The 25,586-nt window shown below is 59.0% G+C and carries 29 protein-coding genes; 17 read left to right on the forward strand and 12 right to left on the reverse strand.

All coding sequences use genetic code 11. The annotated features are described in order from the left end of the window. Window positions 1-14: 14 nt before the first annotated feature. From A1D30_RS03020 to A1D30_RS24595, 4 genes are all read right to left on the reverse strand, one after another. On the reverse strand, window positions 15-1,631 hold the full coding sequence (locus A1D30_RS03020; RefSeq protein WP_082836284.1) for an efflux RND transporter periplasmic adaptor subunit: 1,617 nt from the start codon (window positions 1,629-1,631) through the stop codon (window positions 15-17). 2 nt (window positions 1,632-1,633) lie between these two features. Further along, entirely contained in the window at window positions 1,634-3,010 is a 1,377-nt protein-coding gene (locus A1D30_RS03025) for a TolC family protein (RefSeq protein WP_233559557.1), read from the reverse strand. A 136-nt stretch (window positions 3,011-3,146) separates the two neighbouring features. Then, window positions 3,147-3,506 (reverse strand): cation efflux protein, CzcI family, encoded by a 360-nt coding sequence (gene czcI, locus A1D30_RS24590; RefSeq protein ID WP_082836286.1) that lies wholly within the window; start codon window positions 3,504-3,506, stop codon window positions 3,147-3,149. A gap of 74 nt (window positions 3,507-3,580) precedes the next feature. Next, window positions 3,581-3,919, reverse strand: coding sequence for a DUF4148 domain-containing protein (locus tag A1D30_RS24595; protein WP_069103149.1), 339 nt, complete (start codon window positions 3,917-3,919; stop codon window positions 3,581-3,583). A 156-nt stretch (window positions 3,920-4,075) separates the two neighbouring features. Here A1D30_RS24595 and A1D30_RS03030 point away from each other — a divergent pair, with 156 nt between their 5' ends. The 8 genes from A1D30_RS03030 to arsH all read left to right on the forward strand — a co-directional run bounded on the left by A1D30_RS03030 (window position 4,076) and on the right by arsH (window position 12,177). Then, window positions 4,076-4,762, forward strand: coding sequence for a heavy metal response regulator transcription factor (locus tag A1D30_RS03030; RefSeq protein WP_063459324.1), 687 nt, complete (start codon window positions 4,076-4,078; stop codon window positions 4,760-4,762). Continuing rightward, complete coding sequence (locus tag A1D30_RS03035) at window positions 4,759-6,096, forward strand: heavy metal sensor histidine kinase (protein ID WP_082836287.1); 1,338 nt, start codon at window positions 4,759-4,761, stop codon at window positions 6,094-6,096. The genes A1D30_RS03030 and A1D30_RS03035 overlap by 4 nt, the downstream gene beginning before the upstream one ends. A 220-nt stretch (window positions 6,097-6,316) precedes the next feature. Next, window positions 6,317-8,713 carry a heavy metal translocating P-type ATPase gene (locus tag A1D30_RS03040; protein ID WP_255424298.1) on the forward strand — a complete coding sequence of 799 codons (2,397 nt, stop codon included), beginning with the start codon at window positions 6,317-6,319 and terminating at the stop codon, window positions 8,711-8,713. 214 nt (window positions 8,714-8,927) lie between these two features. Next, window positions 8,928-9,290, forward strand: coding sequence for a MarR family transcriptional regulator (locus A1D30_RS03045; protein ID WP_238324276.1), 363 nt, complete (start codon window positions 8,928-8,930; stop codon window positions 9,288-9,290). Window positions 9,291-9,514: 224 nt separating this feature from the next. Beyond that, entirely contained in the window at window positions 9,515-9,838 is a 324-nt protein-coding gene (locus A1D30_RS03050; RefSeq protein WP_063459325.1) for a helix-turn-helix domain-containing protein, read from the forward strand. Window positions 9,839-9,927: 89 nt separating this feature from the next. Further along, window positions 9,928-10,434: an arsenate reductase ArsC gene (locus tag A1D30_RS03055; protein ID WP_063459417.1), complete on the forward strand. Its 507-nt coding sequence runs from the start codon at window positions 9,928-9,930 to the stop codon at window positions 10,432-10,434. An 8-nt stretch (window positions 10,435-10,442) separates the two neighbouring features. Then, a complete protein-coding gene (arsB, locus tag A1D30_RS03060) occupies window positions 10,443-11,489 on the forward strand; it encodes an ACR3 family arsenite efflux transporter (RefSeq protein ID WP_197506379.1) in 1,047 nt (348 codons plus the stop codon). Further along, on the forward strand, window positions 11,464-12,177 hold the full coding sequence (arsH, locus tag A1D30_RS03065) for an arsenical resistance protein ArsH (RefSeq protein WP_055396770.1): 714 nt from the start codon (window positions 11,464-11,466) through the stop codon (window positions 12,175-12,177). The genes arsB and arsH overlap by 26 nt, the downstream gene beginning before the upstream one ends. A 595-nt stretch (window positions 12,178-12,772) precedes the next feature. On the opposite strand, the gene A1D30_RS03070 is transcribed toward arsH, so the two are convergent. From A1D30_RS03070 to A1D30_RS03095, 6 genes are all read right to left on the reverse strand, one after another. Then, window positions 12,773-13,066 carry a hypothetical protein gene (locus tag A1D30_RS03070; protein ID WP_055396768.1) on the reverse strand — a complete coding sequence of 98 codons (294 nt, stop codon included), beginning with the start codon at window positions 13,064-13,066 and terminating at the stop codon, window positions 12,773-12,775. 74 nt (window positions 13,067-13,140) lie between these two features. Continuing rightward, the gene (locus A1D30_RS03075) at window positions 13,141-13,482 is read right to left on the reverse strand and encodes a copper-binding protein (RefSeq protein ID WP_063459326.1); all 342 of its coding nucleotides are present in this window, start codon (window positions 13,480-13,482) and stop codon (window positions 13,141-13,143) included. A gap of 38 nt (window positions 13,483-13,520) precedes the next feature. Beyond that, complete coding sequence (locus tag A1D30_RS03080; RefSeq protein ID WP_063459327.1) at window positions 13,521-14,006, reverse strand: cupredoxin family protein; 486 nt, start codon at window positions 14,004-14,006, stop codon at window positions 13,521-13,523. Window positions 14,007-14,041: 35 nt separating this feature from the next. Further along, window positions 14,042-15,454 (reverse strand): copper oxidase, encoded by a 1,413-nt coding sequence (locus tag A1D30_RS03085; protein ID WP_063459328.1) that lies wholly within the window; start codon window positions 15,452-15,454, stop codon window positions 14,042-14,044. An 18-nt stretch (window positions 15,455-15,472) separates the two neighbouring features. Beyond that, window positions 15,473-16,906 carry a TolC family protein gene (locus A1D30_RS03090; RefSeq protein WP_063459329.1) on the reverse strand — a complete coding sequence of 478 codons (1,434 nt, stop codon included), beginning with the start codon at window positions 16,904-16,906 and terminating at the stop codon, window positions 15,473-15,475. Then, complete coding sequence (locus tag A1D30_RS03095) at window positions 16,903-17,112, reverse strand: hypothetical protein (RefSeq protein WP_242421765.1); 210 nt, start codon at window positions 17,110-17,112, stop codon at window positions 16,903-16,905. Before A1D30_RS03095 ends, A1D30_RS03090 begins: the two co-directional genes overlap by 4 nt. Window positions 17,113-17,365: 253 nt before the next feature. On the opposite strand from A1D30_RS03095, the gene A1D30_RS03100 reads away from it, so the two are divergent. The 4 genes from A1D30_RS03100 to A1D30_RS03115 all read left to right on the forward strand — a co-directional run bounded on the left by A1D30_RS03100 (window position 17,366) and on the right by A1D30_RS03115 (window position 21,259). Further along, complete coding sequence (locus A1D30_RS03100) at window positions 17,366-18,052, forward strand: heavy metal response regulator transcription factor (protein WP_063459331.1); 687 nt, start codon at window positions 17,366-17,368, stop codon at window positions 18,050-18,052. Next, window positions 18,049-19,455 (forward strand): heavy metal sensor histidine kinase, encoded by a 1,407-nt coding sequence (locus tag A1D30_RS03105; RefSeq protein WP_063459332.1) that lies wholly within the window; start codon window positions 18,049-18,051, stop codon window positions 19,453-19,455. The genes A1D30_RS03100 and A1D30_RS03105 overlap by 4 nt, the downstream gene beginning before the upstream one ends. After that, on the forward strand, window positions 19,448-20,710 hold the full coding sequence (locus A1D30_RS03110; protein ID WP_063459333.1) for a hypothetical protein: 1,263 nt from the start codon (window positions 19,448-19,450) through the stop codon (window positions 20,708-20,710). Before A1D30_RS03105 ends, A1D30_RS03110 begins: the two co-directional genes overlap by 8 nt. Before the next feature lie 240 nt (window positions 20,711-20,950). Beyond that, window positions 20,951-21,259: a flagellar hook-basal body complex protein FliE gene (locus A1D30_RS03115; protein ID WP_055401387.1), complete on the forward strand. Its 309-nt coding sequence runs from the start codon at window positions 20,951-20,953 to the stop codon at window positions 21,257-21,259. A 132-nt stretch (window positions 21,260-21,391) separates the two neighbouring features. On the opposite strand, the gene A1D30_RS03120 is transcribed toward A1D30_RS03115, so the two are convergent. Then, entirely contained in the window at window positions 21,392-21,919 is a 528-nt protein-coding gene (locus A1D30_RS03120; protein WP_055401389.1) for a DUF4148 domain-containing protein, read from the reverse strand. 90 nt (window positions 21,920-22,009) lie between these two features. After that, window positions 22,010-22,381 carry a hypothetical protein gene (locus A1D30_RS03125; protein WP_082836304.1) on the reverse strand — a complete coding sequence of 124 codons (372 nt, stop codon included), beginning with the start codon at window positions 22,379-22,381 and terminating at the stop codon, window positions 22,010-22,012. A 371-nt stretch (window positions 22,382-22,752) separates the two neighbouring features. Between A1D30_RS03125 and A1D30_RS25425 the strand changes: the two genes are divergently transcribed. From A1D30_RS25425 to A1D30_RS03145, 5 genes are all read left to right on the forward strand, one after another. Continuing rightward, window positions 22,753-23,025 carry a hypothetical protein gene (locus A1D30_RS25425; RefSeq protein WP_131798409.1) on the forward strand — a complete coding sequence of 91 codons (273 nt, stop codon included), beginning with the start codon at window positions 22,753-22,755 and terminating at the stop codon, window positions 23,023-23,025. 342 nt (window positions 23,026-23,367) lie between these two features. Beyond that, window positions 23,368-23,709 carry a four-helix bundle copper-binding protein gene (locus A1D30_RS26340; RefSeq protein ID WP_055401394.1) on the forward strand — a complete coding sequence of 114 codons (342 nt, stop codon included), beginning with the start codon at window positions 23,368-23,370 and terminating at the stop codon, window positions 23,707-23,709. 20 nt (window positions 23,710-23,729) lie between these two features. After that, a complete protein-coding gene (locus A1D30_RS03135) occupies window positions 23,730-24,146 on the forward strand; it encodes a DUF305 domain-containing protein (RefSeq protein WP_063459418.1) in 417 nt (138 codons plus the stop codon). A gap of 264 nt (window positions 24,147-24,410) precedes the next feature. Beyond that, window positions 24,411-24,602, forward strand: coding sequence for a DUF2933 domain-containing protein (locus A1D30_RS03140; RefSeq protein WP_055402945.1), 192 nt, complete (start codon window positions 24,411-24,413; stop codon window positions 24,600-24,602). 34 nt (window positions 24,603-24,636) lie between these two features. Beyond that, on the forward strand, window positions 24,637-25,586 hold a 950-nt coding region (locus A1D30_RS03145), incomplete at its 3' end, for a heavy metal-binding domain-containing protein (protein WP_242421766.1).

A 25,586-nucleotide genomic window follows, 5' to 3' on the forward strand; every position in this document is an offset into this window, starting at 1 on the left:
TATGCGCTCCGCGATCAGTGCGTGTGTTCGGCAGATCCCTTGCCGAGTTCAGACTTCACGACGAAGCTGCCGGTCGAGGCGTAGGGCATACCGGCTTTGAGACCCGAGAGGACTTCGACCCGCTTGCCATCGCTTCGGCCCAGCTTCACGGGTTGAGCGATAAAGCCTCCATCAACCTTGAGGAAGACCACCGGCTTTTCCCCGACGTTTTGGACGGCGTCGGCCGAGATGGTTACAGGCGCTGCCGTTTCTTCGGACACCACCTCAACATTGACAAACAGGCCGGGGCGCCAAGCGCCCTTGGGGTTGTCAAGAACCACGCGGGCTTTTGCCGTGCGGGTTTGCTCGCCAATGAGCGCTCCTACAAAAGCGACAGTGCCTGTAGCGGAGGCGTCAAAGGCGGTGGCCTTGATCGTGACCTTTTCGCCCACACGAACCGATGGCAGATCTTTCGCCGGAACATTGATCTCAGCCCACACCTGGGAAAGGTCCGAGATGGTGAAAACCGCAGCATCTTCCTTCACGGCTTCGCCGAGACTAAGGTGCTTCTCGATGACAATGCCATCAAAGGGCGCTCGCAACTCGATACGGTTCAGTCCTGCTACCGACGAGGCGGACAGGCCCATCGCGCTCAGTTTCTGATTGGCGTTGGCTACTGCGACCTCTGCTTCGCTCAAGGCCTGCTTGGCCTGCAGGTAGTCCTGCTCGGCAGACACCTTCTGCTCCCACAGCTTTTTTTCTCGCTCGTAGGTGGTCTTTGCCAGCGATAAGCGCTTTTGGGCCGTCTGCAGCTCGCTGCGTTGCTCGGAAGCAGTCGGGCTCGCGATCACCGCCAAAACTTGCCCTTTCTTGACCACTTGGCCCAAGCTGGCATTGACGCTTTCCACGACTCCCGCAAGCCGGGGAACAACGTGAGACGTGCGATCTTCGTTCAAGCGTATCTCCCCGGGAAGGAGCAACGCCGTCTTGATGTTGGCTTTCACAGCAGCGTCCAGGCTGATGGATGCAGCCTTTATCTGGGCATCGGTCAGTTCGATCTTTCCTTCTTCCTTGCTCATCACGAACATGAAAGGCTCTGTGGCAGTCTGCGCAATGATCTCGATGTCGAAAGCATGGGGTTCAGCAACGATCTCTCGGCTGACAAGACTGTCTTTTTCAGCGGCAAACGTCAGTTTCTGCTTTTCATCTGTCGGGCGGGTCACAGTTGCCGTGACCGTTGCAGCATTCAGGGGCAGCGGTTTATCTTTGTCGGACAGCCAGATTCGCAGTCGAGGCTCGCCACCGTCTTCAGACAACAATGCTTCCAAGCTGAAGTCGCCTTCCTTGAACACGGTACCGCCATGTGGTCCCTTGGCTTCGCTCTTTTCATGGTGTTCACCATCGGCATGCCCCTTGTCATCGTCGTGGCCCTTTTCGCTACCCTTGCCATGGTGCTCGCCGTCGCCGTGTCCCTTGGCCTCGGTATGGCCGCCGTGACCGTGGCCATCGTCCTCGGTGGCTGCGGCTTTGGGCTTGCCGCCACCTTGCAAGATGAAGGTTCCCGCGCCGCCCCCTATTGCGAGGACTACTGCAATGGCGATCAGGTGTTTTTTACTGATGGTGGATTTGCTGGAGTTCGTGTTCATGGTCATGCTCAGTGTTGCGTTGCGATCAGGCCGGGAACCATGCTGGCCCCGAGCAGGCGGTCGATATCAGCCGCTGCACGGTGTGCTTCGCCAAGGGCTTTGAGGTACTGGGATTTGGCTGTGAAGTAAGTGCGTTGGGCATCGAGCACTTCCAGGAAATTGAACTTACCGTTCTCGAACCCAATGGTGGCGGCGTCATAGGCCGACTTCGCACCGGGCAGAACTTCCTGCTGCAGTGACTGAACCTCTGCGGTGATCGTGGAAAGGCGCTCTCGTGCCTGCGCCACTTCGCTGTGCAGGCGCACGGTGGCTGCTTGCAGCTCATCGCGGGCCTTGTCCTCAAGTTTCAGCGCCTCCAGGAGGTTGCCTTGGTTGCGGTCGAAGACGGGAAGAGGCACAGAGACCCCGAAAAGAAGGACGTTGCGCTGCGTTTCGTTGCTGCGCTGCATGCCGACGCTGACGGTGACATCGGGCACGCGCTTGCTTTGCTCCAGGGCGGTCAATGCCTTGCGCCGATCCACCTCGATTCGCGCAAGTACCACGCCTGGCGCAGAAGAAATCAAGGGCTGGAGATCGGCGAGGCTCGGGACCGAGGGCAGTTTCTCGGCCTTGCCCTCCAGCACGGTGTAAGGCGCATCGATCTGTCCCAACAGCGCGAACAGGCGGGACAGAGCATTGCGTTGTTCGCTCGCGGCCTGGGCGAGTTCGACGCGAACGCCGGCTTCTGCAACCCGGGCCTTGGACTCTTCCACAGGGGATACTTTGCCAGCGGCTACACGCTTTGAGACGGTATCCGTTGAGGATTTGGCCAGCGCTGCGCTGTCTCTGGCCAGTACCAATCGTTCCTGCGCAGTCAGAACATCAAAGTAAGCGGCAGCGACATTGGCCCGCACGGTGGCTTGCAGCTCGGCGAGTTGGGCTTGTGCTTGCTCGCGCGTTTTTTCGGCCGCCTTAGTGCGTGCCGCACGCTTTCCACCCAGTTCTACGGGAAGATTGAGTTGCCAGCTTTGCGTACGTGTTTTGGAGCGTGTGTCTTCCAGCGAGTACGCGAGCTCTGGATTGGGGCGCGAGCGTCCTTGAAGAACCTGTCCTTCGGTTGCCTCCCATTGGCGCTTTGCCGCAGCCACCTCCGGATTTCCCTCCAGGGCCAGTTCGATGGCCTTGGCCAGCGACAAAGGCTCAGCTGCGGCCGCTGCAGCAGACTGAGGTGCTCGTTCGCCAACGGCTGGCCCTGGTGGCAGGCCCTGGGAAAAGGCACCGCCCGAGGCGCTCAGCCATATAGCTGCGGCGCCTGCCGCGAGCTTGATCTTTCTACCGCCGCGCCATGCGTGCGGCATCTCTTGAAGGTAAGTACCCTTGAACATCCGATTCTCCAGTGATTTCAAAACACGAGGGAATCGGCGGACTGGCAACCGTGCAGCTGCCTGGCAACTCGTCAGTCACTCCAGCTGCAACACACGCAACTGCTTCGGCCGCGATGGCGGACAAGACTGAAAAAGAAAAGTGAGATGCCCCCGCCGATCAGGCGAGGACGGACCACTGAGGGCGGTCTGGGGGCGTGGGGGTTACAGCCAGCAGGCGCTTGCCTGAAGGAGGCTCCACGCGGCTTTCATGGATGAAGACTGGCTTTGCATCTGACCAGTTCAAGGCCCCGATACCCGCGCCATGACAGACTGAGCAGTCAACATCAAATGCATCGGCTCCCTGGCTGGACTTTTCGGCCTGACCAGTCCCGCCTTTGGCTTCATGCTTGTGTTCGTGATGCCCAAGGTGCTGCGACTGCGCGGTTGAGCTCTCATGCATGCAATAAGCAGCCACCGCAGACCAGCTGAACTGGAACGGAAGCAATGCAAGCATAAAAACAGCGATCAAGCGGCGCATTTTTGAAGTCTAGCATGCGTCATGAAGGGCGTACTGAGGCTTGGATGGCCGCTGAAGGGCACTGGGTTGGGAAATCAGCGAGCGCCGCCGTTCATGTCCAGAAGCGCCTTCTTTTCAGCTGCCGACATGTTGAGAAATTCCTGTTGGACCTGCTCACGCGTCTTTGTTGAGCCTGTTGCTTTGACTGGCAGCGCACCCCCGCGCGAAAGGACTGCCAGCGTGCCATCCTTGCGCGCTACTTCGACAGCCTGAAGCACATCGCCACGGGACATTGCGCTTTGCATGTGGTCGGGATGTGTGGTCATGCCCACTTCGCCACCAGCAGGATGGTACAGCGACGAGGCAGATGAAAATCCTGGAGCCGCAATTGTGAAGGCGATCAGAGTGAGGGCGAGGGGTTTGCGAACAGTCATGGTGTTGTCCCTTGATATCAGTTAGCCCTCGGCGATCTGCCGGGACTATGCCTTTCGACACGGAGACACTGTAAAAATCCGCGCGCGACACGGCGCCAACAGCCAGATTACAAATTTGTAAACTACCAACTGGCCGCATTCTTCGAGAATGGCGGCATGAAAATTCTGCTCATCGAAGACGAAGTCAAGCTGGCCGAGTACCTGCGCAAGGGCCTGGGAGAGGCTGGCTACGTGGTGGACGTTGCGCACAACGGGGTAGATGGCCTTCACATGGCTCTGGAAGGCGTGCACGATCTGCTGGTCTTGGACGCGATGCTCCCAGGGATCGACGGCTTCAGCCTTTTAACGGCCTTTCGCAAGACCAAGCAGACTCCGGTCTTGATGTTGACAGCAAGGGTCCGCGTCGAGGATCGGGTATTGGGACTCAAGACGGGTGCCGACGACTATCTGGTCAAGCCCTTTGCGTTTTCCGAACTGAGCGCCCGCATCCAGGTGCTGCTGCGGCGGACCCATGGCGCGCGGGATGCCGCAGAGCCCACGCAACTGCGGTTGGGCGACCTGGAATTAGACCTGGTACGGCGCAAAGCGTCCCGGTGTGGCCAGCGCTTGGAGTTGACTGCGAAGGAGTTTCTGCTGCTGACTCTGTTTCTGAGAAGAAAAGGCGAAGTGCTTTCTCGCACTGAGATCGCTGAACAGGTGTGGGACATGAACTTCGACAGCGATACCAGCGTGGTGGAGGTCGCGATCCGGCGCCTCCGTACCAAGATCGATGTGCCGTTTGACACTACGCTGCTCCATACTATTCGCGGCATGGGATACGTGATGGAGGACCGCAACGGATGAAGGAGCTGGCCCAACATCGCTCATTGCGCCAGCGGTTGTCTTGGTGGCTGGCGCTGCAGAGCTTTGCCGGACTCGGGGTGGTCTGTCTGGCGGTGTATCTGGTGACCGAGTTCAACTTTCGTGATCGGCAAGAGGAAACGCTGGCGCAAAAGGAAAACGTCATTCGGCACTTGCTAGTGGATGGCAAGGAGCATGGGGATTCGGAAGACCTTGCGCACAAACTCGATGACTTCCTTGTTGGGCACGGAGATCTGTCGCTCGAAGTCGCGCGGGCGGACGGGATTGTTCTCTACGCCCACACCCGCAACCAGAATGCGAAGACGGTATGGCGCCAACGGCAGTTCGAAGTAGCACAGACTACGGACCAGACTCCCTCAAAGAACTTGCGCGTTCAGCTGTCGCTGGATATCCAAACCGACAACCAGTTGTTGCACCGACTTGCTCTTACCTTGCTGGTCGCAGCCATCGGTGGGGCCGTCGTTGTATCGCTAGGCGGATTCTCCCTGGTCAACTTGGGCCTGGCGCCCGTCCGAAGACTGGCCAGTCAGACGCGCGCAGTGTCGGCTGACAATCTGCATCAACGTCTCGACAGCGCCGAGCAGCCCCTTGAGCTCGTGCCTTTGATCGACCAGTTCAACGCGCTCCTTGCTCGCATTGAGAAGGCCTATTCCCAGATGGAAGGCTTCAATGCGGACGTGGCGCATGAGTTGTGCACGCCTTTGGCCACGCTCATTGCCAACAATGAACTGGCTTTGCTGCGCCCTGAGCAGGCGGATATTCGCGAGGTGCTGGCGTCCAATTTGGAGGAGCTGCACCGCCTGACGGGCATCGTCAATGACATGCTGTTCCTGTCCCAGGCGGATCGGGGTGTGGGAGCACGTCGGGCCCCCGTTGCGACTCTTGCATCAGTGGCTGCTGACGTACTGGATTACCACGAAGCGGCACTGGCCGAGGCTGGTCTCACCGCTAAGGTGGTCGGCGATGCGCATGGCGCTTTCGACGTGCCGTTGTTGCGCCGGGCCCTGTCGAACTTGCTCGGCAACGCCACCCGATACGCGAACCCTGGCTCAATCGTCCAAGTCAACCTCAGAACTATCGATGAGGGCCGTGTGTTGATCAGTGTCACCAACTACGGCAGCACTATCGATCCCGAGCTACTCCCGCAGCTGTTTGACCGATTCTTCCGTGCAGATCCGGCTCGTAGTCATGGGCAGAGTAACCATGGCCTTGGGTTGGCCATAGTAGGAGCTATTGCACGCATGCACCAGGGAAAGCCCTTTGCATCGTCAGAAAACGGGGTAACGAATGTGGGAATCGAAATCCCCCCGAATTGATGTTGTTTTTCGACGGGGTGGGGTCGATCCTGTGCCCCTGCGACTGAGTACGGACCGTTAAGAAATCCGATTTACCCAGGACAAAGCAGCCATATTCTTTTTTGCTGCTTGACTTTAAAGCTACTTGAAGGGTTCCAATTGGGCTATGAAATCAGAAACAAGCACACCTCCCACCACTGTTGACACCTGCTGCTCCTCGGGCTGTTCCAGTACCGCAGCAGTGGTCCCTGCAGCCACAAGCAGCCCGGGCCAGGGCAAGCTGTTCCGAATCGCCACCATGGACTGCAGTGCCGAAGAGTCGGAGATCCGGCGGGCTCTGGAACCGCTTGAGGGAATCCGCTCGTTGGGTTTCCAGCTCGGCGCGCGCACGCTGAAGATCGATGCGGAGGATCGCGCCTTGCCCCTTGCGCTCGATGCCATCCGCAAGGCGGGTTTCGATCCACAGCCCGTGGTCACTGCGGCAAACACCCAGGGTAGCCTAGGCCGGGTGTTTCGCATTGCGACCATGGACTGCAGCGCCGAGGAGGCGGAGATTCGCCGAGCGCTGGAGCCTCTGGATGGGATCCGCTCTCTGGGCTTTCAGCTCGGCGCGCGGACGCTCAAGATCGATGCCAACGAAGGCACCTACCCGTTGGCACTCGACGCCATGCGCAAAGCGGGCTTCGATCCGCAGCCAGTTCCAGGCGCCAATGGCTCCGAGGGCGGACAGGCGGGCGAACCAGCCGAAGGCGACGACCATGGACATGGTTTTGCAGGCGGCATCTCCCGGCTGGTAGCCGCGCTGGTGTTCGCCACAGGCGCTGAGGTACTTTCGTTCTTCGCGCCCGACCATATGGCCTGGAAAGTGGCCGGCATGGCGATTGCCGCTCTGGCTATCTGGCTGGCCGGCATCGACACCTACAAAAAAGGCATTGCGGCGCTGCTGCGCGGCAAGCTGAACATCAATGCGCTGATGTCGGTGGCCGTCACCGGCGCATTCCTCATTGGTCAGTGGCCAGAAGCCGCGATGGTGATGGCTTTGTACGCGATTGCGGAGCTCATCGAAGCCAAGGCAGTGGACCGGGCCCGAAACGCTATCAAGGGCTTGCTGGAACTGGCGCCCGAAGAGGCTTTGGTACTGGGCACCAACGGAGCATGGACCGCTACACCGGTGGCTTCGGTCGCCATCGGAGCGACCGTGCGCATCAAGCCGGGCGAACGCGTGCCGCTGGACGGTAAGGTGACCAAGGGCAATGGCGCCATCAACCAGGCCCCCGTGACTGGCGAGAGCATCCCCGTGGACAAGGCACCTGGCGACCAGGTGTTCGCCGGCACGATCAACGAGACTGGTGAGCTGGAGTTCGAGGTCACAGCCCTGTCGAGCAACACCACCCTGGCCAGGATCATCCAGGCCGTTGAGCAGGCGCAGGGCACGCGCGCTCCGACGCAGCGCTTTGTGGATCGGTTCGCCTCCATCTACACCCCCGCAGTCTTCGCCATTGCCGTGGCGGTGGCGGTCCTCACTCCTTTCCTGATGGGCCTTACCTGGCTGGAGGCGCTCTACAAGGCCCTGGTCCTGCTGGTGATCGCCTGCCCATGCGCTCTGGTCATTTCCACGCCGGTCACGGTGGTCAGCGGATTGGCCGCAGGAGCGCGCCGTGGGATCTTGATCAAGGGCGGAACCTACTTGGAAGATGCCCGGCTTCTGAAGGCGGTGGCGCTGGACAAGACCGGCACCATCACCGAAGGCAAACCCAAGCTGGTGAAGTGGCAGGTGTGGGGTGCCGGTAACGAGGTAGCAGTCCAGCAAATGGCTGCCAGCCTGGCGGCTCGCTCCGATCACCCGGTTTCAAAGGCGATTGTCCAGGGCTTGGACGTAAAGGACCCAGAAGCAGAAAGCTTCAAGGCCTTGCCTGGGCGCGGTGTCGAAGGCATGGTCAATGGTATGCGCTTGATGCTGGGCAATCACCGTTTGATCCATGAGCAAGGACTGTGTGGTCCGGAGCTGGAGGCGGAGCTGGTCATCCACGAAAAGCAAGGCCGCACGGTAACCCTCCTGGCTGACGATTCGGGCGTCCTGGCGCTGTTCGCGGTAGCGGACACCATCCGTGAGACATCGAAACAGGCCATCGTCGATCTCAAGGCACTGGGTGTGACCTCGGTGATGCTGACCGGCGACAACACGGCCACCGCAAAAGCCATCGCGGCGCAGGCCGGCATTGATGACGCCCGTGGAGATCTGCTGCCCGAAGCCAAGCTCGATGCCATCAAGGAAATGCAAAAGCGCTATGGCGCTACCGGCATGACCGGCGACGGCATCAACGATGCGCCGGCGCTGGCGCAGGCCGACATCGGTTTTGCCATGGGTGCAGCGGGAACTGACACGGCCATGGAAGCCGCCGATGTAGTCATCATGAACGATGACCTGCAGCGCGTCGCCGAGACAGTGCGTCTATCCAAGCGCACCCACGCCATTCTCTGGCAGAACATCACCCTGGCACTGGGCATCAAAAGCGTCTTCCTGGTGATGGCTGTCGTTGGCACGGCCACTATGTGGATGGCGGTCTTCGCGGACATGGGGGCCAGCTTGCTGGTGGTGGGCAATGGCCTGCGCCTTCTTCGAAGGGTACGAGGGTAGCCAGACCGCATAGTTGGCTGAACATGCTCACTTCCACGAGCTAGTTTCGGCGCTATGAGCCGACCGCCTTGGCTCTTGAGCGGAAGCGTTGGCCACACAAAAAAACCAAGACTTCATACTATCCACTGCAATACGCACCAAAATGACAACGGCCATTTCGGGAAGTCTGTTGCGGGAGGTCGCCCGTTTGTTCACACAATCGCAAAGTAGGTCAGTGGAACGCAACAGCAAGATGAACAGCCAATGCAATCTGCTCGCCGAACTGGAGCGCTCCGGGACGCTTGCGATGACTGAACTGGGCAGGCGGGTTGGACGCGAAAAAAGTTGGGTGTCGCGTTCTGTTGACGCACTTGCGACCCGTGGTCTGGTCGTCAAGGAGCCCAATCCCGCCGATTCCCGGAAATGGTTGGTCACGCTCACCGACGAAGGGTTTCAGTCAGTCAATCATTGGAATGCTGCCCTGGATGACCACGCAGTGCAATTGCTTGCCTGCCTGAGTGAGCGGGATCGTGCCGCAGTCGAGAAATCCCTTCTGTTGTTGTTGACGGCCCTGAGAGAAGACCAATCAGTCTACTGACTGATTCCTTCAATCAAGGATTTCGGATGCAAGCCGCCACCCCTGACCGATGCTGGCGCCTTTTGGACTGCGTACCTCGATGGTCGAGCCAGGGTGTGTGATTTTGGAGCGTGCCACTCATCACGGCCATTGGGGCGAATCGCATTTCCCGAGCCGCCACTCGCCATGCAAATAGGAGTGGATTTAGCCGGCTTATATTTCAATAATTGGTGTATTATTGAGAAATGAATGAGCCTGAAGTTGTCCGCTCGCTTGCAGCGCTTGCTCAAGAGGTACGCCTCCGTGTCTTCCGCGCACTCGTCGTGGCAGGCAAGGATGGTCTCACCCCTGGCGCAATCTCCGAGCAGCTGGGAGTAGCCTCCAACACCCTGTCGTTTCACCTCAAAGAGTTGGCCCATGCTGGCCTGGTGAGCCAGGAGCGCCACGGGCGCAACCTGGTGTATCGCGCCTCGTACCAGACCATGAACGGTCTGCTGGCCTACCTGACAGAAAACTGTTGCCAGGGTGCGCTATGCCTCACTGAAGAGGCCGCCTCCTGCAACTGCTGAGGGTTCCCTGTAGGGCAATCCATGCCCCAAGCGCCTGTGCGCTCAGCCCAGATTCACCTATCTCACCACCATTGACCCTGGAGTTCACCATGAGCGCAACCCCACAACCCTTGAAAGTTCTCTTTCTTTGCACACACAACTCGGCGCGCAGCATCCTGGCCGAAGCGCTGCTCAATGACATGGGTGCCGGTCGGTTCAAGGCCTACTCCGCTGGGAGCAGCCCACGCGACAACCAGCAGCCCAACCCCCTCGGACTGCAGGTGCTGCAAAAAGCAGGCATTTCCACCGAAGGCCTGCGCAGCAAGAGCTGGGATGAGTTCGCCACGCCCGACGCGCCCCAGATGGACCTGATCATCACGGTGTGCGACAACGCGGCGGGCGAGGTCTGCCCCATCTGGCTAGGCCACCCCGCCACAGCGCACTGGGGCTATGCAGACCCCAGCGAGGGCGACGGCACGGACGAGCAGCAACTTGAAGCCTTCCGCCAGACGCTGCACGCCATGAAGCGTCGGCTCGAACTGCTGGTTAGCCTTCCCGAAGACAAGCTGGCCAAGGCGGTGCTTCAGACCACCGCTCGCCAACTGGTCACAAACTGAGAAACGGGATGCAGAAATCCAGCATGAGCGTGTTCGAGCGCTACCTCACCGTGTGGGTGGTGCTGTGCATCGTGGTGGGGATCGGGTTGGGCCAGGTGTTTCCTGGAACAGCACGCGCGATTGGTGCGTGGGAAGTCGCCCGCGTGAACATTCCGGTGGGCCTGCTCATCTGGGTGATGATCATTCCGATGCTGCTCAAGGTGGACTTCGCCGCCCTGGGCGAAGTGCGCAACCACATGCGCGGCATCGGGGTCACCTTATTCGTGAACTGGCTGGTCAAGCCATTCTCCATGGCTTTTCTGGGCTGGCTGTTCATACGTCAGTGGTTTGCCCCATACCTGCCAGCTGACCAGATCGACAGCTACATCGCTGGCTTGATCCTGCTGGCCGCCGCCCCGTGCACCGCCATGGTGTTCGTGTGGAGCCGTCTCACGGGGGGCGACCCGCTGTTCACGCTGTCCCAGGTCGCGCTGAACGACAGCATCATGATCGTCGCGTTCGCGCCGCTCGTGGCTTTCCTGCTGGGCCTGTCGGCAATCACGGTGCCGTGGGACACGTTGCTCACCTCTGTCGTCCTGTACATCTTGATTCCCGTTGTGCTGGCCCAATGGTTGCGCCGGGCACTGCTGGCCCGAGGTCAAGCCGTGTTCGACGCTGCGCTGCATCGCATTGGTCCCTGGTCCATTGCTGCGCTACTGCTCACCCTGGTGCTGCTGTTCGCGTTCCAGGGCGAGGCCATCCTGCAGCAGCCCCTGGTCATCGCATTGCTGGCCGTACCCATCCTGATCCAGGTGTTCTTCAACTCGGCACTGGCGTATTGGCTCAATCGCGCAGCGGGAGAAAAGCATGCCATTGCCTGCCCATCAGCATTGATCGGTGCTTCCAACTTCTTCGAGCTGGCCGTGGCGACAGCCATCAGCCTGTTCGGTTTTCATTCGGGTGCGGCCCTGGCCACGGTGGTGGGGGTGCTCATCGAGGTGCCGGTCATGCTGCTGGTGGTCAAGGTCGTGAACTCTTCAAAGGACTGGTATGAATCCGGATCTTCCCAACGTTGATGCCACGCTCTTCGAGCAGGCCGATCTTGAGCGACTGGTGCCCGCACAGCGTTCTACCCATGCACCCCGCATCCTGCTGCTCTACGGCTCTGTGAGAGAGCGCTCCTATAGCCGATTGCTGACCGAAGAGGCTGCGCGACTGCTGCGCGCCCTCGGTGCTGAAACCCGCATCTACGATCCGCGAGGGCTGCCACTGCCGGACGCAGAGCCCGACAGCCATCCGAAGGTGGTGGAGTTGCGAGAGCTGGCCCAATGGGCGGAGGGCATGGTCTGGACCTCACCGGAGCGCCATGGCGCGATGACCGGCATCCTGAAGATGCAGATCGACTGGATACCTCTGTCCGTGGGGGCCGTGCGGCCGACCCAGGGCAAGACCCTGGCGGTGATGGAAGTCTCGGGTGGCTCGCAGTCGTTCAATGCCGTCAATCAGATGCGGGTACTGGGTCGGTGGATGCGCATGATCACCATCCCCAACCAGTCGTCGGTCGCAAAAGCCTTTTTGGAGTTCGACGAAAGTGGCCGCATGAAGCCATCAAGCTACTACGAGCGTGTGGTGGATGTAATGGAAGAGCTGGTGAAGTTCACGCTGCTGACCCGCGATAGTGCAGACTATCTGGTGGATCGGTATAGCGAGCGACGCGAGAGTGCAGACGCGCTGTCAAAGCGGGTGAATCAGCGCAGCATTTGACTGGCAGTGCTCAGGGCGCCGGCAGGCAGCTGGAGTACAGCTCCTCCGTGCGAAGAATCCTTGTCATTTGCTTGATATTGCTGGGCAGCGTTTTCCTGACCCAGACGGTATCGGCAAATCGAACAACCTTAACACTCCAGGCCCCAGATCAAGGAGTGGATCGGCCAATGCAATGGGGTGACACACGCCGTCGGCAGTTAAAAGCGATAGCCGAGCGCCATTTGGCGGAAGCTACGGGAAATTGTCGAGATGAAATCGGCGTTAGAGCAGTTGGTTTCTGTGTGCGCAGGTGACGATCATGCCCATTGCGCGATTCTGGAAAACCTCGCCGCAGACAGTCCCTCGGCCCCCAATCACAGTGTTAGCTTTGTCAAACCGAAGCGTCGCGGTGCCAAGGCCGCCCCCGCTCACTCTGGGGTAACCAACAAGCCGACAACCAGTCATTTGGATCTCATGACATGGATGCGTGGCGTACACGTGCATCAGAGCGGGCATTGAACTAGGCCGTGAGGTAGCTTGCAGAGCCATCACCTTGCACCGCGATTGCGGCCAGCCCGTACTTGGGCGGGCCACGCTTGTGGCCCACCTGTTTGCATTACTTAGGCGTGGAGCCCGGAGTGGCTTCCTTGTGCGGCATGGCTTCACGCGCATTGGCCTTTTCCTGACCACGGGCTTCGGCCTTGCTGGTGTCCGCAAGGCCAGAGCCTTCACCCCGCGCTGTACCGCCATCCTTGGTCCGCTTCACACCGGTTGCAGGACGGGCTTTCTTGTGGTCTTCGCCATGCGCTTGCGCCTTGGAGTTGGTATAGGGCGTGGCTTCCTGGGTGTCGCCAGCGGCGAATGCGGACGATGCGGCCGTCAGAGTCAGAGCAATAAGGAGCGTTTTCATGATTTTTCCTTGGTAGTTTGAGGTATGAGCGAAAGCGCACCCCTTCTTGGGGGCGCCGTGAAACACTTCTATCCCTACTTGGCAGGTTCGATGGCAGTGACGACCATCTTTCCACCCTCGTTGATCACCATGAAGCGGATCTTGTCGCCAACTTGCGTCTTGTCGAGCAGGGCCTTGTCTTTGGCTGGGAACACCATGGTCATCCCCGGCATGTCTAGATGCTTGATGTCGCCATGCTTGATGGTGATTTTCCCCGCGTCCTTGTCGATCTTTCGTACCTCTCCATCAGTCATAGAGGCCGCAGCCATGGCAGCTGGCTTGCCAGCGTCGCCCGTGGCCTGTGCCGTGGCCGACAGCGGCATGAGGGTGATCAGCGACAACATCGCGCCGATTAAAAGACTGTTTGCGTTTTTCATAGGAACTCCTTGTTCAATCGCGTAGAAGACTTTTCAGCTTACTTCTTCACCACCGTGACCTGGCCCTTCATGCCCGCGTCGTAATGACCTGGGTAAAGGCAGGCAAACTTGACTTCACCAGCCTTTGTGAACTGCCAGATGATTTCCCCTTGCTTGCCTGGAGCCAGCGACACTTTGCTGGGTTCGTCATGCTCCATATCCGGGAACTTCTTCATCGTCTCGTAGTGTTCCTTGAGTTCGGCATCGGTACCCAGGCTGAATTCGTGTTTGACCTGACCACCGTTCTTAATTACGAACTTGATAGTCTCGCCCTGCTTGACGGAGATTGCCGCGGGCGTGAAGCGCATGGTGTCAGCCATGTCAACATTGATCGTGCGGCTTACCTTGCTTGCTGTACCTGGCTGTCCTATGGCTGACTCCTCGCTTCCGTGGCCGTGACCACCGCTGTGAGTACCACCTGCCAGGCTATTGAAAGACAGAGCCACCAGGGTTGAGGCAGCGATCAGGGAAAGAGTGCTTTTCATAGTTACCTTACGTTGTGAATGAGGAAAGGGGGCGATCAATGGCCGCTGTGCGAAGACGGCTTTTTGACCTTGACGACAGTGTCCGAACTTGACTTTTCTTTGCGGGGCATGGATTGGCCACCTTCAGCCTTGAAGCGGGCGGGCTCAACCATCGGGCCGGTGTACTCGTAGGCCACCGTGCCCTCCGGGTTTTTGTACCAACCCGGGTTTTTGTAGTCGCCCGGCTTCTGGTCGCGGCGTACTTTGACGACGCTGAACATCCCGCCCATTTCGACCGACCCGAACGGGCCTTCCCCCGTCATCATGGGAATGGTGTTGTCCGGAATGGGCATCTCCATCTCGGTCATGTCTGCCATGCCCCGTTCGCCCATGACCATGTAGTCGGGGATCAGGTTGTTGATCTTCTTGGCGACGCCGCGATGGTCCACTCCAATCATGGTGGGAATGTCGTGACCCATTGCATTCATGGTGTGGTGGCTCTTGTGGCAGTGGAACGCCCAGTCGCCTTCTTCGTCCGCGAGGAACTCAATCTGGCGCATCTGGCCCACTGCCACGTCGGTTGTCACTTCATAGAGACGGGTGCTCTTGGGCGTGGGACCGCCGTCCGTGCCCGTTACCAGAAACTCGTGCCCGTGCAAATGCATCGGGTGATTGGTCATGGTGAGGTTGCCGATGCGAATCCGCACCTTGTCGTTGAGCCGGACGTTCAAGGAATCGATGCCAGGAAAGATGCGGCTGTTCCAGGTCCACAAATTGAAGTTCAGCATTTCCGCGACCTTGGGTGTCGCGGCGCCGGGCTCGATGTCGTAGGCGCTCAGGAGGAAGCAGAAGTCCCGGTTCACTTCGTCGATCAGCGGATGTTTGGTCTTGGGATGCGTGATCCAAAAACCCATCATGCCCATGGCCATCTGAGCCATTTCGTCGGCATGGGGGTGGTACATGAAGGTCCCCGGACGGCGCGCAACGAACTCGTAGACGAAGGTTTTGCCGGACTGAATCGCTGGCTGATTCAAGCCCGCCACGCCGTCCATGCCATTAGGCAATCGCTGCCCGTGCCAGTGGATACTGGTGTGCTCGGGCAGTTTGTTGGTCACAAAAATGCGGACGCGGTCGCCTTCCACGACTTCAATGGTGGGACCGGGACTCTGGCCGTTGTATCCCCACAGGTGGGCCTTGAAGCCAGGAGCCATTTCGCGCACCACGGGTTCTGCCACCAAGTGGAACTCTTTGACCCCCTGGTTCATGCGCCACGGCAGCGTCCAGCCGTTGAGCGTGACCACGGGGTTGTAGGGGCGCCCCGAATTGGGCACCAGCGGCGCCATGGTGTCCGCACTCGTCTGGAACACTGGCTCTGGCAGAGCGGCCATCGCCACCCGGCTCACACTCGCTGCGGCCACAGCCCCCCCAGCAATGCCAGCAAATCGGAAAAAATCTCTTCTTGAATTCATGTTGGTTTCCTTGAGGGATCAGTGACCTGCACCAGCTTCGGCTGCGGCTGCGCCACCGCCCGAGACACCTGCGCTGGTGGGCTTGCCGATGAGGGAGGCTTGAAGGGCTGCGTCCGCTAGCCAAAACTGCTGTTCGGCGTTCAGAGCCGCCATCACTGAGTTCACCTGGTCGCGGGAGTCGGCAAGCAACTCAAAGACGCTGATCAGCATCCCGTTGTAGCGAAGCTGGTTTTCTTCAGAGATGCTCTTACGCAGCGGGATCACTTCGTCGCGGTGGTGGCGCGCGATGTCGTATGCCGTGCGGTACGCGGAATAGCTCTCGCGCAAGTTCGAGCCCGCCGCGCGGGCTGTGGCCTCCAGGCGGTTGGCAGCGGCCAGGGTTTGCGCGTTCATGGAATCGCGTCGCATGCCCCCCCAATCGAAGATCGGCAGCTGCAGACTGATCTCGAAGCCGCGCCGCGTCGAGTGGGTGTTCTCGGCTGCATCGAAGACAGAGTCGCGCCGTACACCCAGTTCAATGTCCGTGAAGGTCGTGATCGTGTTCCAGCCTTGCGCGCGTGCGGCTGCGTCATAGTCGGCCTTCGCGATCTGAAGATCCAGCCGCCCCTTGGATGCCTGACGGCCAGCATCTGCTGGGGACAGCGGCTCCTTGGGCAGCGTCGGCAGGCGCTCAGGCAACTTGAGCTGCTGGGCTTGGTTGTCATCAAGGCCCAGCATCCGCACCAGCTCTTCACGGGCCGCTGTGACCCCGTGCTGGGCGGTGGCCAGCTGGGTCGCTGTGTCGGCATAGAACGCTTGCTGGCGTGCACGGTCAAGCTTGTTGAAATTACCGACTGCCTGCATGCGCTTGGCCAACTCGGCGCTGGCTTGGGCGCTTGCGACAACCTGTTGGGTGTAAGTCAACGTCTGTTGCGCGGCAACAGCGCGGACCCAGGCTTGGCGTACTTGGGTCACCTGGTCCACTACATCGCTGCTGAGGCGCAGCTGAGTCTGTTTGACACGCTGCTCGGCGATACCTTTGCGCATGGGCAAGGTCAGCAGGTCAAGCAGACCGAAGGAAAGGAGGCGTCCGATCTCCGTCTCGCTGCCTAGCCGAACGCGCTCCAGGCTCAGAATAGGGTTGGCGATGCGGCCGGACTGGGCCGCCGTGGAAGCGTCCGCCCAGTTTTGAGCCACGATGGCTTGCAGGGACGGGCTATTGACCAGAGCGAGTTGAACGGCATCTTGTTGACTGAGCGGTTTGGCCAACAAGTCCGAGGCGCGTTGGCGCAAGGCATCTTGCTCATTCCGGTCCCGGGCCAGAGTAAGTCCGCCGTCCGTGAAACCGCTTGTCGCCGCGTTGGCGCTGGAGAGGTTTTGCTCCAGATTCACGCTGGCGCAGCCAGACAAGACCGCCACTGCGGCAACAGCGATCACTAGTTTGGCGCGGGGCATGCGAAGGGTACGGATCATTGTTTGCCCCCGTGGTGTGCGTCATGGCCTTGGGCTGGTTGGCCCTGGTCCGCTGCGGGTGCGGGCTGGCGCATTTCCTTGGCATAGGCGCGCCATCCTCCAATTTCGCCCACCTTGTCGTTGGCAGCCTTCCAGGGCTGGACGGCTTGCTCTTTGTAGACCTCATAGCCCGTCAGAGCTGATCGGTACGAAAGTTGGTAGTCCACTTTCGGGGGGGCACCGTCCGGCATCTGAGCAAAGGCCAGCGAAGGCGCCAGCAGTGCAGCGGCCAGCCAGGGGATTGAGTTAAGTCGTGAAAGCCAGGAATTTCTCATAGATTCACCATGCGTTTTGATGCAACGCATTGTGTGAGTCAACGGCTTCCAAATAGATAACGTCTCAATTACATCTTTGTCATGTTCAAGAAAGGCGCAAATCTGCGGGCACACTGGCGGCCACTCGCAGCGCCAAGGAGGTCTCGTGAAGATACTGATCGTTGAGGACGAAATCAAAACCGGGGAATACCTGCGCCAAGGCTTGCGTGAAGCGGGATTCAACGCTGATCTGGTTCACAACGGTGTCGATGGCCTGCGTCTGGTTCAAGAGGAGGATTACGATCTCGTGATCCTGGATGTGATGCTTCCTCGGATGGACGGCTGGCAGGTCCTCACCAATATGCGTCGCCGTGGCCTTGAGATGCCCGTGCTATTTCTCACGGCCAAGGACCAGGTTCAGGATCGCGTCAAAGGCCTAGAGTTGGGCGCAGACGACTATCTGGTCAAGCCGTTTTCTTTTGCCGAATTGCTGGCAAGGGCACGGACCATACTGAGGCGCGGCCGCAGTGGCGCCGAGGTGACTATTCTGCAGGTGGCAGATCTTGAACTGGACCTTCTGCGGCGTCGAGTCAGCAGGTCCGGCAAACGCATCGACCTCACACCCAAGGAATTCGGGCTGCTGGAGCTGCTGATGCGTCGCCAAGGGGAGGTTTTGCCTCGCTCTCTGATCGCGTCGCAGGTGTGGGATATGAATTTCGACAGCGACTCCAACGTGGTCGAGGTGGCAATGCGCAGGCTTCGGGCCAAAATTGACGATGCCTATGACGCCAAACTGATCCAGACGGTGCGAGGCATGGGGTATGTGCTTGAAGCGCCACAGGAGATTCCGTGAAAGCCCGGCACTCGCTGACGACACGGCTGACGGCCTTTTTTACGCTGGCTTCTGGGCTTGTGCTCGTTGGCTTGGGGACCATCGTCGCCATTTCTATCGATCGCCATTTTGTGGAACTGGATCGCGATGCCCTGCGCGACAAGATCCACCTCACACGTGAGGTGATAGGAAAATCCACGTCACCTGAAGACCTCAAAATGCGTCTGGACGACGTCTTGCACAGCCATGAGGGCCTTTTTGTCAGCGTTTTCCGTGACAGGGCCACGCTTTACGCGACCACGGATTTCCAGTTTCCAGATGATCTCCATGCCCTGGCCCAGAGGGCCCGCCTGGGGGTTGCCTCCTGGAAAACGAAGGGGCGGGAATACCGAGGGATGTCGGCACTCGTGACGTTGCCGGGTTCCGCCGAGCCGCCGCTGCAGGTCTGGGTAGCTGTAGACATTGCCCACCACAAGCACTTCATGTACGAATTGATTTGGGTGCTTGTGGGCTATGTGGCGTTGGCCACTCTAGTGGCCGGGGTCCTGGGCTGGTGGGCCGCAAAGAATGGCTTGGCCCCCCTTCGGGCCATGAGATCTCGCGCCATGGCCATCACGGCACAGCGACTGGACGAGCGGATGCCAACCCAGGAGTTTCCAGTGGAAATGGCAGACTTGGCGACCACTCTCAACGAGATGCTCCGGCGGCTCAAGGAGGAGTTCGACCGGCTGTCCGAGTTTTCTTCGGACCTGGCTCACGAGCTGCGAACGCCCATCAACAATCTGATGACGCAGACCCAGGTCACGCTTAGCCAAGCTCGCTCCTCCGAGGAGTACCAGGACATACTGGCCTCCAACGCCGAGGAGTACCAGCGTTTGGCCCGCATGGTGGCTGACATGTTGTTCCTGGCCAAGGCTGACCACGGGCTTATTCTTCCCAGCACGGAGAGAATCGCAGTTCATGATGAAGCACAGGCCTTGTTTGATTTCTACGAGGCCCTTGCCGAAGAAAAGCGGGTCCGGCTGCAACTGATCGGAACGGCGGAGATCACTGGCGACCGGTTGATGCTTCGCCGGGCGCTGAGCAATCTCCTGTCCAACGCCGTTCGCTACACCCCCCCTGGAGAACAGGTGGTCGTTGACATTCAAGGGGACGTTCACGGAACCACCGTGGATGTAGTCAACACTGGACCTTCTATCGATGCGCAGATGATCCCCCGCCTGTTTGACCGTTTCTTTCGGGCAGACAAGTCGCGCAAGCAACTGGATTCCGACGGTGCAGGCTTGGGCTTGTCCATCACCCAGGCGATTGTTCATGCACACCGGGGCCGCATCTCAGTGAGTTCGGCCGATGGCAGGACCTGTTTTTCGATGTATTTCCCCAGTGCACAGACCATTGGCAAGCACTTCACGACAAATGCATGACCCCTTTGCAACCCTTATTGACTGCTGGAAGGCGGATCCGAGCAGCACCTACAACAGCTGGTTCCTGTGGGATCAGAGGATCAAGAACTTCCGCTCCATACGCAGAGGCATGGCACAGGTGGTGGAGGACATCCGGGGAGGAACGTTTGGCAACGCCTACCGAGGCTCCTCGCTGGAGACGATCGTGGGTTCCGTGGCAGAGCAGCGCCAAATTTTCAAAGGTGCGGACCACGCGTTCCTCTGGAAACCCAAGCTGAGGATTCCGGACATCTACGAAAACACGAGTAACCAGCTCGCCTTCGCAGATCTCCTTCACACCTGCGATCACTGCGATTGCGCAGAAGACGTCGTTGCCGCCATACAGCGCATCGATGCAATCGGCATCAAAGGCTTGGGCCCAGCAGTCGCCAACTTGCTGTATTTCATCCACCCAACGCTGCTCTCTCCCTTTAACACTGCCATTGTCAATGGTTTCAACGCAGTGACTGGCGGGCGCGTGAAGCTCGGACGTTGGGACCACTATCTCTCTATGCGGGAGGGCTTGCTGCGCTTGAACGCGCAGTACCGGCTGAAACTATCGAATGATCTCGGTGCGATTGCGGGACTCATGTTTGACATTGGCAGTGGCCGATATGCAGCGCCGCCACAAGCAATGGATGCGGCGACGGCGACACTCTGGCAAGAAGACCTTGAACGTGTGCGGCTGGAATCCACCGCATCGCAACGGGAGATGTCCCAGGCGACCGAAAGCGATGCGACCCACACGGGTATTCAGGCTTCATTGCGCGATCTGGGCAAGTCTCTCGGGTTTGATGTCTGGATAGCGTCCAACGACCGGGGTCGCTCCTACGGCAGCGGCCTTTTGGGAGACGGATGTCTGGCGCAGTTGCCTGCCAGCGTGGACAGGGGACTGGAGTCGATTCGACTCATTGATGTCGTATGGATTGATACTCAGACATCGCAGGTCGCGGCCGCATTTGAAGTCGAGCACACCACGTCCATCTATTCGGGGATCGTGCGAATGCTCGACCTGGCCTTGGGCACGTCGGTTGCAGTCAACTGTGCATTGTTTCTTGTGGCTCCAGACAATCGCAGAGACAAGGTCGCTGAACAACTTCAAAGGCCTGCATTCTCCCGCGTTTCGGAGTTGGGAATCCGGTACCTGCCGTATAGCCAACTGGAGCAGAACCACGCTTTGATGAGCCGTTTTGGTTCCAGTATCAAGCCGCTGCTGGAGATTTCGCAGCGGCTGTGAGACCCGGTTCTTTGGCATGGTGCGGTTCGCCTGGGTCTGGCTCCTTCGGCCTCGGGTTCGATTCACGGCGATGTCGGCAAGATGAAGCGCCTGTTATCCCGAACGGGGGGACTAGCTGGTAATAACTTGCGCTGCGAAAGCTACAGGTCTGGCGCCAGAAACTACGATGGACCATCACCTTGGTAGAGATCTCCAAGGCGGCACTTCGCAAATTCTTCGTCCAACCATGAGGTCCTCGACATGAACGTCACTACCAAGCCATTGGATGCTCTGTCGCCAGTCGGTTTGTTGGGAAACTCTGTGTCCACAGCACCGAGCATCCAAGGGGGCGGTTTTCTAGACGCCATGAAGCAGGCGCTGACAATCACAAGCCAATTGCAAGGTGAATCGGGTCGGCTGAGTCGAGAGGTCACACTTGGCAACCCCACGGTCAGCTTGGAAGGGACCATGCTCGCTGGAGTCAAGTCGAATATTGCGTTCCAGGCGACCTTGCAAAGCCGCAATCGAATTGTCCAGGCCTACACCGATGTGATGAACATGCAGGTCTGATCCTGAGCGAGTTGTAAGACAACGGTCGTGCGCACCTGCTGTCGGGGCCGTGGGCATGCTTTGCATTCAAGCTGGAGGCGGCCCTTTTTTGGCAAGGCTCCTCCAGCTCAGCCGCTGACCCCCTGGGAAAACTCACTGCAACCGTGGCGCCTTGGAGGATTCGTCCGAGGTGGTGGCCATGGCCGCATGCTGCGCTGCGTGATAGCGGTCCGGATAGATTTCGTTGAGCTTGCGGCCGTCTTCGCCCACAGCGACGACTTCGCCTTCGCGGATGGCGCGTGCCAGCTCGCTCTTTACCTGGTCACGTGTCTTCAGCGATTTGCCTGTCACGATGGGATAGCGGCCTGACATCAGTTCATTGCGTTTGACGCCGAATTCACCGGCCACCATGATGTCGCCTGTACGGATAGCCTGCTCCAGCTCGTCCCGCACTTGCTCTCGGGATTTGCCGACCTGAGTCGAAGTAGCCACGGGATAGGCGCCAGGATTGATCTGCTTGAGCGTAAGACCCGATTCGCCAAAGGCGAGCATGTCGCCGCTCTGCTGAGCCTGCGCCAATTCAGCACGGACTTGCTCGCGCGTCTTACTGACCACTTGGTCCGAAGCAAATGCAGGGGCTGCGATAAGAGAGAGGACGATGAGGGTGGACTTGAGTTTCATGATGGGATTTCCTTCTTGATAAATGGAGATGGTTTGAGTGCAGCTGCAGGCCGGTCTTGGAGATTCGCGGTAGTGGGGATGGTTCGGGGTTCAGGGCAGTTGGCTGGCGTTGACCCAACCTGCCTCGCCTCCGAGATCGCGCATGCCATCGCTGGTCACGGGATTGCGCTTGGCGGCCTGCAACTCATCCAAGACTTGCTGGCGGGTCTTTGTCAGCTTGGGGCCAGGGACGAGCGGATAAGTAGCCGGGTAACCACGGCTGATCCAGTACAGAGAACCGTCCTTTTGCGCGGCCAGTACGGTGCTTTCGACAGCTTGACGGCTGACTGCGTTGCCCAGGTGGTCGGGGGCCAGACTCACGCCTTCTTCCTGACTTGGGCTTGCGTGGTAGACCGAAGTAGCGAAGGACGCTGTAGCGAATGCAGCGAGACTGGCGACGAGGATGGCAGTACGAATTTTCATGATGGTCTCCTGTGGCGCCGGATGCCCGATATGGTCCATCCAGGTGGCGTTTTTCTGCGCCACGGAGAGAAGTCTAGAACCCGCACCCCTACGAAGCGGTGACCTCCCGATTACGCTTTTGACAGGTTTGGGGCGAGGTGAAAAGTGCAGAGGGATCTGGTTCGAGATACGGTCTATGCCTCCTCACCGGGATGAAGCACCCGATGAACATTGCATGTTCCGTATATTTCGAAAACGTCATCCGCACTACAGCTTCTCGTTCGTCCCCGTAGCCCAAAATCCTCTTCCACACGCCGCCCATTGATGTCTTGTATCCGCGTGTAGCCGTCGGCCCAGCTGACGTTTTAATGACTGATGAGGAAAGTAAGACCATGTACAAAAAGATGATTGTGTCTATGTTGGTCGCAGCAGCGTCGCTGGCGTCTGCGACCACGTTTGCCGCACCTACCGACAACGAGGTGCGCGTTGAAGCGTCGGCCACCAGAGTTGCGACGGAGGATGGAAAAACGCGCTACTGGAGCCATCCAAGATTGGGCATGATCAAAGTCGATGCCGCAGGCCGCATGCTCGCTGCGCGATCAAACACTGGGGAAGCCGAACCATCTGGCGTTCTTTCTGGCATCCGATCGTCGCGTGTGCGCTGACGCCTTGTGGCGTAAGAGGTACCACAGCTGGGCCCGTAGTGCACTGCATGGTGGTTACGTCAGCTTTGAAGGGCTGTGATTGGACGGCAGCCGTGCGAATAGGCGTAACAAACAGCCTTGGCGAAGACTACTTGGTCGAATATGACATCTAGATTACGACCCTGAAACCTCTTCGTCATCTTGCACCGAAATTGCGGCAAATTGCTCGAAGGCTGAGTCAATCGTCGGCGCGAGCCTACAGAACCGAATGCTTCTCGCGGCGGAAGATGGATGCTCCTTGCAGCCCGCTGCGTAGGATCAAGTTCAACTTTTTGAGCCATCCAAACCTATCAGGAGATCCAGATGAATCACACCCCGAACCCCTACATGTCTTGCATCAATGCTTGCCGGTCGTGCGCGACGGCTTGCCATCAGTGTTTCGCAGAGTGCCTCAAGGAGGAGGACGTCAAGATGATGGCCCGCTGCATTGCGCTGGACGCGGACTGTGCGGCCGCTTGCAGCTTAGCTGCCGATGTGATGGCGCGCCGAAGCGAATACGCCGAGGCGATTTGTGCGCTGTGCGCGCAGATCTGCAAGGCCTGCGGCGATGAGTGCGCTAGGCACGAAGCCGAGCATTGCAAGGCATGTGCCGCCGCTTGCCACAAATGCGCTCAAGAATGTGCCGCCATGGCCCACGCAGATTGACGCTGTTCAAGGAGCCCACCATGAGATTTCTGCACCCACCCTCGAAAACCGTCTCGGCAACCGCCTTTCTTGCATGCGCGTTGGTGGTTCCCTTGTCGTTGCACGCCCAGTCTGCCCCACACGCTGGCATGAAAGGCGCTGCCATGGATCAGACGATGCCTGCAGGCAAGATGGACATGAAGTCCATGATGAAAGAGAACAACGACAAGATGGCGTCCGTGAAGACGTCAGGCAATCCCGATGTGGATTTCGCGCAAATGATGCGCATCCACCATCAAGGTGCCATCGACATGGCGCAGAGCCAATTGCGCGATGGAAAAGATCCCCAACTACTCAGCATGGCCCAGGACATTATTTCCGCGCAAAAAAAGGAAATCGCTGTGCTGGATGCGTTTCTCGTTCGCAATGGCAAGCAACCCACAGCACCCACGAAATAGTTCTCTGTACTCAGCGATCGCTGCCCTGACCCTTGGACCGCTGTCGGGGAATCAGGGCAGCGTTACTCAGACGCCGTTTGCAGTGCGCATGGGGGCTGAGCAGGCACATGATCCACGTCAAGAGGACTTGTCATCAGTTTGACATTGCCACCGTGTTAAGCCTTATTGTTTCCATACGGCTCGTCACTGTCTCGACGACCTCATATGGAGAAAACCATGAACCACGATCACAGTACAGGACAATCGGATAAGGCCAGCGCTTCAATGGGCAGAAAGAGACTGATTGGCGCAGTCGTCATGCTCGCTTTCATTGGCATGTTTTTTCTTCTCAAAGAGCACTGGTCGCATGTCGCGGGCTACTGGCCGTATCTGCTCTTGCTGGCTTGCCCCCTGATGCACCTTTTCCACGGACACGGGGGGCACGGCTCCCACAACGTCGATTCGAGCAAGAAGTAATCTTGCACGGCCAAAACACCCAGGGAGGCTATCCATGTCGAATGCGCAACCGCACGAACACGTCCATCATGACCACCAGCATCATGAAGGGCATCACACGCATGTGTCGTTGCCCACGACGGGACTAAAGGATCCTGTCTGCGGTATGGATGTGACGGAACAATCGCATCACTCGACAGAGCACGAAGGGCGTCCTTACTACTTTTGCAGCGCCAAATGCAAAGCACGCTTCATGGAAGCGCCGCAAAAGTTTCTCTCGACTCCCATCAGCGAGCGCGCGCCTCAGCCTGAGCCCGAAGCGGCGCAACCGGGCACAACCTATACCTGCCCCATGCACCCTGAGGTGCAACAGGACCATCCTGGAAATTGCCCCAAGTGCGGCATGACACTGGAGCCCATGCTGCCCACGCTGGATGAGGGAGAAAACGCCGAGCTCGTGGATTTCCGACATCGCTTCTGGTGGACGCTGCCTCTCACTGTGGTGGTTACCGTCCTGGCCATGCTTGGGCACCGGTTGCAGTGGTTCGAGATGGTCACACAGAGCTGGATTGAACTGGTGCTGACGGTACCCATCGTCCTGTGGGCGGGCTGGCCCTTCTTCTTGCGCGGTGCGCAGTCGGTCGTGAACCGCAGTCCCAACATGTGGACGCTGATTGGTCTGGGAACGGGCGCAGCATTTGTCTATAGCGTGGTCGCGACCGTTGCGCCGGGGGTGTTTCCCGCCTCGTTCCAGGCCATGGGGCGCGTGGCGGTGTATTTCGAAGCTGCAGCGGTCATCATCTCGCTCACGCTGCTAGGCCAGATGCTGGAGCTCAAGGCACGCTCGCAGACCTCGGCCGCCATCAAATCGCTGCTGGGCCTGGCCCCCAAGACCGCGCGGCGTATTGACACCAACGGTCAGGAGAGTGATGTTCCCTTGTCCCATGTCCATGTGGGAGACCTCTTGCGCGTGCGGCCTGGCGAGAAGGTTCCTGTGGATGGTGT

The organism is Acidovorax sp. GW101-3H11 (assembly GCF_001633105.1).
Taxonomy (GTDB): domain Bacteria; phylum Pseudomonadota; class Gammaproteobacteria; order Burkholderiales; family Burkholderiaceae_C; genus Acidovorax.

What these genes read in the sequence shown, in the direction of transcription:
- A1D30_RS03080 (WP_063459327.1), bottom strand. Translation starts at nt 14,006, where the DNA reads ATGAAAAGCACTCTTTCCCTGATCGCTGCCTCAACCCTGGTGGCTCTG.
- A1D30_RS03135 (WP_063459418.1), top strand. Translation starts at nt 23,730, where the DNA reads ATGAGATTTCTGCACCCACCCTCGAAAACCGTCTCGGCAACCGCCTTT.
- A1D30_RS03110 (WP_063459333.1), top strand. Translation starts at nt 19,448, where the DNA reads ATGCATGACCCCTTTGCAACCCTTATTGACTGCTGGAAGGCGGATCCG.
- A1D30_RS03070 (WP_055396768.1), bottom strand. Translation starts at nt 13,066, where the DNA reads ATGAAAACGCTCCTTATTGCTCTGACTCTGACGGCCGCATCGTCCGCA.
- A1D30_RS03120 (WP_055401389.1), bottom strand. Translation starts at nt 21,919, where the DNA reads ATGAAACTCAAGTCCACCCTCATCGTCCTCTCTCTTATCGCAGCCCCT.
- A1D30_RS03030 (WP_063459324.1), top strand. Translation starts at nt 4,076, where the DNA reads ATGAAAATTCTGCTCATCGAAGACGAAGTCAAGCTGGCCGAGTACCTG.
- arsB (WP_197506379.1), top strand. Translation starts at nt 10,443, where the DNA reads ATGCAGAAATCCAGCATGAGCGTGTTCGAGCGCTACCTCACCGTGTGG.
- A1D30_RS03050 (WP_063459325.1), top strand. Translation starts at nt 9,515, where the DNA reads ATGAATGAGCCTGAAGTTGTCCGCTCGCTTGCAGCGCTTGCTCAAGAG.
- A1D30_RS24595 (WP_069103149.1), bottom strand. Translation starts at nt 3,919, where the DNA reads ATGACTGTTCGCAAACCCCTCGCCCTCACTCTGATCGCCTTCACAATT.
- arsH (WP_055396770.1), top strand. Translation starts at nt 11,464, where the DNA reads ATGAATCCGGATCTTCCCAACGTTGATGCCACGCTCTTCGAGCAGGCC.
- A1D30_RS03085 (WP_063459328.1), bottom strand. Translation starts at nt 15,454, where the DNA reads ATGAATTCAAGAAGAGATTTTTTCCGATTTGCTGGCATTGCTGGGGGG.
- A1D30_RS25425 (WP_131798409.1), top strand. Translation starts at nt 22,753, where the DNA reads ATGTACAAAAAGATGATTGTGTCTATGTTGGTCGCAGCAGCGTCGCTG.
- A1D30_RS26340 (WP_055401394.1), top strand. Translation starts at nt 23,368, where the DNA reads ATGAATCACACCCCGAACCCCTACATGTCTTGCATCAATGCTTGCCGG.
- A1D30_RS03115 (WP_055401387.1), top strand. Translation starts at nt 20,951, where the DNA reads ATGAACGTCACTACCAAGCCATTGGATGCTCTGTCGCCAGTCGGTTTG.
- A1D30_RS03090 (WP_063459329.1), bottom strand. Translation starts at nt 16,906, where the DNA reads ATGATCCGTACCCTTCGCATGCCCCGCGCCAAACTAGTGATCGCTGTT.
- A1D30_RS03075 (WP_063459326.1), bottom strand. Translation starts at nt 13,482, where the DNA reads ATGAAAAACGCAAACAGTCTTTTAATCGGCGCGATGTTGTCGCTGATC.
- A1D30_RS03035 (WP_082836287.1), top strand. Translation starts at nt 4,759, where the DNA reads ATGAAGGAGCTGGCCCAACATCGCTCATTGCGCCAGCGGTTGTCTTGG.
- czcI (WP_082836286.1), bottom strand. Translation starts at nt 3,506, where the DNA reads ATGCGCCGCTTGATCGCTGTTTTTATGCTTGCATTGCTTCCGTTCCAG.
- A1D30_RS03140 (WP_055402945.1), top strand. Translation starts at nt 24,411, where the DNA reads ATGGGCAGAAAGAGACTGATTGGCGCAGTCGTCATGCTCGCTTTCATT.
- A1D30_RS03055 (WP_063459417.1), top strand. Translation starts at nt 9,928, where the DNA reads ATGAGCGCAACCCCACAACCCTTGAAAGTTCTCTTTCTTTGCACACAC.
- A1D30_RS03020 (WP_082836284.1), bottom strand. Translation starts at nt 1,631, where the DNA reads ATGACCATGAACACGAACTCCAGCAAATCCACCATCAGTAAAAAACAC.
- A1D30_RS03125 (WP_082836304.1), bottom strand. Translation starts at nt 22,381, where the DNA reads ATGAAAATTCGTACTGCCATCCTCGTCGCCAGTCTCGCTGCATTCGCT.